This is a genomic window from Paraburkholderia sp. Ac-20342 (genome assembly GCF_017104985.1).
Taxonomy (GTDB): Bacteria; Pseudomonadota; Gammaproteobacteria; order Burkholderiales; family Burkholderiaceae; genus Paraburkholderia.
In genome coordinates, this window is sequence record NZ_JAAGPQ010000185.1 from 1 (window position 1) to 4,112 (window position 4,112).

Annotated in this window: 4 protein-coding genes; all 4 read left to right on the forward strand. The window is 55.0% G+C overall.

Annotated features, from left to right (window positions below):
- Positions 1–611: 611 nt before the first annotated feature.
- Positions 612–1,916 (forward strand): D-amino acid dehydrogenase, encoded by a 1,305-nt coding sequence (locus G3N58_RS33440; RefSeq protein WP_206001325.1) that lies wholly within the window; start codon positions 612–614, stop codon positions 1,914–1,916.
- 68 nt (positions 1,917–1,984) lie between these two features.
- Positions 1,985–2,983, forward strand: coding sequence for a threonine/serine dehydratase (locus G3N58_RS33445; protein ID WP_206001326.1), 999 nt, complete (start codon positions 1,985–1,987; stop codon positions 2,981–2,983).
- A gap of 39 nt (positions 2,984–3,022) precedes the next feature.
- Positions 3,023–3,496, forward strand: coding sequence for a RidA family protein (locus G3N58_RS33450; RefSeq protein ID WP_205989644.1), 474 nt, complete (start codon positions 3,023–3,025; stop codon positions 3,494–3,496).
- Between the two features lie 111 nt (positions 3,497–3,607).
- The gene (locus G3N58_RS33455; RefSeq protein WP_241017346.1) at positions 3,608–4,009 is read left to right on the forward strand and encodes a LysR family transcriptional regulator; all 402 of its coding nucleotides are present in this window, start codon (positions 3,608–3,610) and stop codon (positions 4,007–4,009) included.
- The last annotated feature ends 103 nt before the right edge of the window (positions 4,010–4,112 follow it).

The window sequence follows — 4,112 nt, forward strand, 5'->3', positions numbered from 1 at the left end:
GATATCAGTCACTACCTGATGCATAGGTACAACTGGATACGGCCGCATCAGTTCAATGACGGACTGGCGCCGGCTGTCGCGGAAGAAAAACTTAACGCAGTGTCCGGAATCAGTTGACCACTACAATGTGACGCAGACGCATATGTCAATGCTACCAGTGAAGAAGGTCGGCTCTTGGGTTGACGTCTCCCTCAACCGCTGGTGCCTGACCGACGACGGGTCGGTTTAACCGTAAAAGACGTAAATAAGTTTACCCTATAGATTGGCTATCAGTCTGCTGCAGTGACGGCGAGAGTGCCCATGTCAGCACTCTCATCCGAAGTTAATGTGTTTTTTTGCGTAGCATAACTACTGGTTATACGGGGCCACCGGACGGTGCTCTGGGTTCGCGGTAGCCTGTAGAGACTTACCCCTATCTAGCTACATTATGGGATGGGGCGAAACGCCAAAGGAGCGACTTTTAGGCGACGCTTAACTCACGGTTATGCCGAGCGTTGATTTGTCAATTGCGACGCGCAGCTCGTCATCCCATACTGCTCTTGCGCCGGAATTGTTGGGCGCCCGACGTGTCCCGGCGGGTAGTCCGGGACAAACTTTCGAGCAAGAGACAAATGCACGTATGCGTCCTCGGTGGTGGTGTGGTCGGCGTTACCACTGCCTATTTCCTCGCCCGGGAAGGTTTCAAGGTCACCGTGGTGGAGCAGCGCTCTGAGACCGGTGTAGGGGCTAGCTTCGCCAATGGAGGTCAGTTAAGTTACAGCTACGTCGCTCCGTTGGCCGGACCCTCCGTTCTGAGTCATTTACCTGCTTGGCTTCTAAGTCGAAGTGCGCCGTTGCGATTTCACCCCAGTCTCGATTTCGCTCAGTGGGCCTGGTGTGCCGAATTCCTTCGAAACTGTACGCGAGCTCGCAGTCGCCAGACCACTATCGAGTTGCTGCAGCTAGGCGCGTACAGCCGGGAGACGATGCACCAATTGATGACGGATGTGCAAATCGATTTCGCCTTTCGCAAGAGTGGCAAGTTGGTCGTATATCGGGATGCGGACGAATTCGACGGTGCGCGCAGGCTGATGGAGTTCCAGGCCAGCTTTGGTACTGAGCAAACCGCGCTTGACGCCACAGCGTGCGTGAGCGCAGAACCAGCACTCGCTTCGATTGGAGACAAGCTTGTTGGTGGCATCTACACGCCGTCCGAGGAGACTGGTGACTGTTTTCTCTTTACCCGAGAACTGGGTCGAACGGCGACGGAGGAGTTGGGCGTACGTTTCTTGTACGAAACTTCTCTTCGCGGCTTGCGTCAGGAAAACGGCAAAATCGTTGCAGCGCTCACGTCCAACGGTGACATCGTCGCGGACGAATATGTCGTGGCGCTGGGCAACGGCAGCCGCGAACTTTTGAGGCCGCTGGGTATCCGGCTGCCGATGCTTCCACTAAAGGGCTACAGCCTGACAGTTCCGGTCGGTGAAGGTAATGTTGCTCCTGACATTAGTGTAACTGACCTGCATCACAAGATTGTCTATGCGCGACTTGGTCAACAACTCCGGATTGCTGGGATGGTCGACATGACCCCGGAAGGGTCTCGTGAGGACGCTACACGCATCCAACTTCTGAAGTCGCAAGCGGAAAGCACAATGCCCGAGGCCGGCGATTACAGTGCTGCCCAGATTTGGACCGGGGCGCGACCGACGACCCCTGATAGCAAGCCTTTCTTGGGGCCGACGCATTTTTCCAATCTGTGGCTCAACACCGGGCAAGGGTCACTTGGATTCACGCTTGCGGCGGCGTCTTCGAAACTTGTCGTGGATACACTGTGCCGCCGCGCCCCCGCACTTGACCTAGCTCCTTACCAACTGCATGGACGTAACGTCATGCGTGATCATCCAACGACCTTCAGCGCTGTAAGATCTGGCGAATAGGTTGTTGTTGCAATCGCTTGGCTAAATCAATTGATGTTCCCGTAGTCACCACTCCACTCAGAAATACTATGACCGATTCTGCTGCTTGCGACCTTTCCGTTGCAGACATTCAAGCTGCTCACGCTCGAATTCAGCAGTATGTCGTTCGTACGCCATTGCTAGAGAGTGAAGCGTTGAACTGTTTGGCAGGTGCTCGGGTACTTGTCAAAGCGGAAAATCTTCAGAAAACGGGTTCATTCAAATATCGCGGAGCATGCAACCGCGTGCTTCAGATGACCGATGAGCAGCGGCCACTCGGTATCGTTGCCTTTTCCTCGGGCAATCACGCACTGGCAATTTCGGCCGTATGCGCTCGGTTGGGCATGAAAGCTACCATCGTCATGCCGTCGGACGCACCGCGTGCCAAAATCGACGGTGTGCGAAATTACGGCGCAACAGTGCGGCTGTTCGATCGTAGAGCCGACGACCGCGAAGCTATTGCGCGTGATATTGCAGAACGCACAGGTGCCGTTACGGTTCCGCCTTATGACGACCCTCGCATCATGGCCGGGCAAGGGACCATTGGACTGGAAATCGTTCAGCAGCTGCAGGAAATTGGTGCAACGGCGGAAATTGTCCTCGCAGCGGCAGGCGGTGGAGGCCTGATTGCAGGCGTCGCAACGGCGATTCACGCACAATGCGCGCAAGCAAGAATCTACGCTGTCGAACCGGCAGGGTTCGACGACACCGCGCGTTCGTTGGCAGAAGGCAAGCAAGTTTCAAATGCCCCCGGGGCACAGTCGATTTGCGATTCCTTGCAAACTATATCGCCGGGTGAACTGACGTTCCCAATCAACAAGCGGCTTCTCTCTGGAAGTTTGGTCGTTGACGACAATGAGGTGCGTCGTGCGATGCGTGTAGCCTTTGACACGCTGAAGCTTGTTGTTGAACCCGGCGGTGTAACTCCCCTCGCGGCGGTGCTCAGTGGCAAGGCAGATGTATCCGGAAAGACCGTTGTACTGGTGGCGAGCGGAGGAAACGTGGACGCAGATGTGTTTCGAACCGCGTTGGCTCAAGCAGTGAGCTGAGGTTCGCTAATTGAAAGAACCCGACAGGAGGCATCTCAAATGAATGGCAAGAAATCAACGGAAGCACGTTTGGCAGAATTGGGCTTGTCGCTACCGCCTGCAAGTGTTCCTCGAGGCAGTTATTTACCTGCAGTGCGTTCGGGGAACGTTATCCAGGTTGCCGGTCAAGGACCGCGCTGGGATAGCGAACTTCGATACGCCGGGAAAGTTGGAACCGATCTGAGCATCGAGGACGGTCAGCGAGCTGCGCAGTTGTGTGCATTGAATATCCTGAGTCATCTTTCCCGGATGCTCGACGGCGATCTGAGCCGCATTGTGCGGATTATTCGTATGGCCGGAATTATTCAGTGCGAGTCAACGTTTACCGAGCATGCGAAGGTAATGAATGGCGCCTCGGACCTGATGTATTCGGTACTAGGGGAGCCAGGTTTGCACGCGCGGATTGCAACAGGCTCAAACTCTTTGCCCTCTGGTATGGCTGTCGAAATTGAGGCAACCGTTGAAGTTTATTGATATTCAGTCTGGACGACTGACGAGAGCACTACCGTAAATGAAAGTGCGTAAAAGTTGAGGGGAGATTTCGTCAGGAATCCATGGCTCGGCATTGACGAGTGAAAGAGCAGCATGATTATCGATCGTCAGCAACTTGAAGCATTTGCAGCCGTAGTGGAGATGCGACACTTCGGAGAGGCCGCTGCGGCTTTAAACGTTACACGGGGTGCCGTGTCGCAGCGTCTTAAAGCGCTGGAGGAGGCGCTTGGGTCACCTCTATTGGTACGCGATGGCAATATCCCAACGCCTGCGGGCGAGGTGCTACTTCGACATATCCGAAAGCTCAAGGTGCTCGAAGCCGATACCTTACGGCGCATCAAGCCATTGGCTGCACCGTGGCCTCGAATAGCCATCGCTGTCAATGCTGATTCGTTGGCAACGTGGTTCGAACCCGTCGCTTGGGAAATCGCCAAAGCAAAAGTTGCGCTGGAGCTTATGGTTGATGACCAGGTGTTGATTTGCACGGAATCCTGACCCACCCTCGGCAGTAATTTGCATCGAATCTTGACCCACGTAGAACACTGACCTGCTCGGCAACGGGCGGGGGAACGGAGTGATCGACGTGGCTATATTGAGC

Excerpts from the sequence above, each read along its gene's own strand:
- G3N58_RS33440 (WP_206001325.1), top strand. The coding sequence starts at position 612 with ATGCACGTATGCGTCCTCGGTGGTGGTGTGGTCGGCGTTACCACTGCC.
- G3N58_RS33445 (WP_206001326.1), top strand. The coding sequence starts at position 1,985 with ATGACCGATTCTGCTGCTTGCGACCTTTCCGTTGCAGACATTCAAGCT.
- G3N58_RS33450 (WP_205989644.1), top strand. The coding sequence starts at position 3,023 with ATGAATGGCAAGAAATCAACGGAAGCACGTTTGGCAGAATTGGGCTTG.
- G3N58_RS33455 (WP_241017346.1), top strand. The coding sequence starts at position 3,608 with ATGATTATCGATCGTCAGCAACTTGAAGCATTTGCAGCCGTAGTGGAG.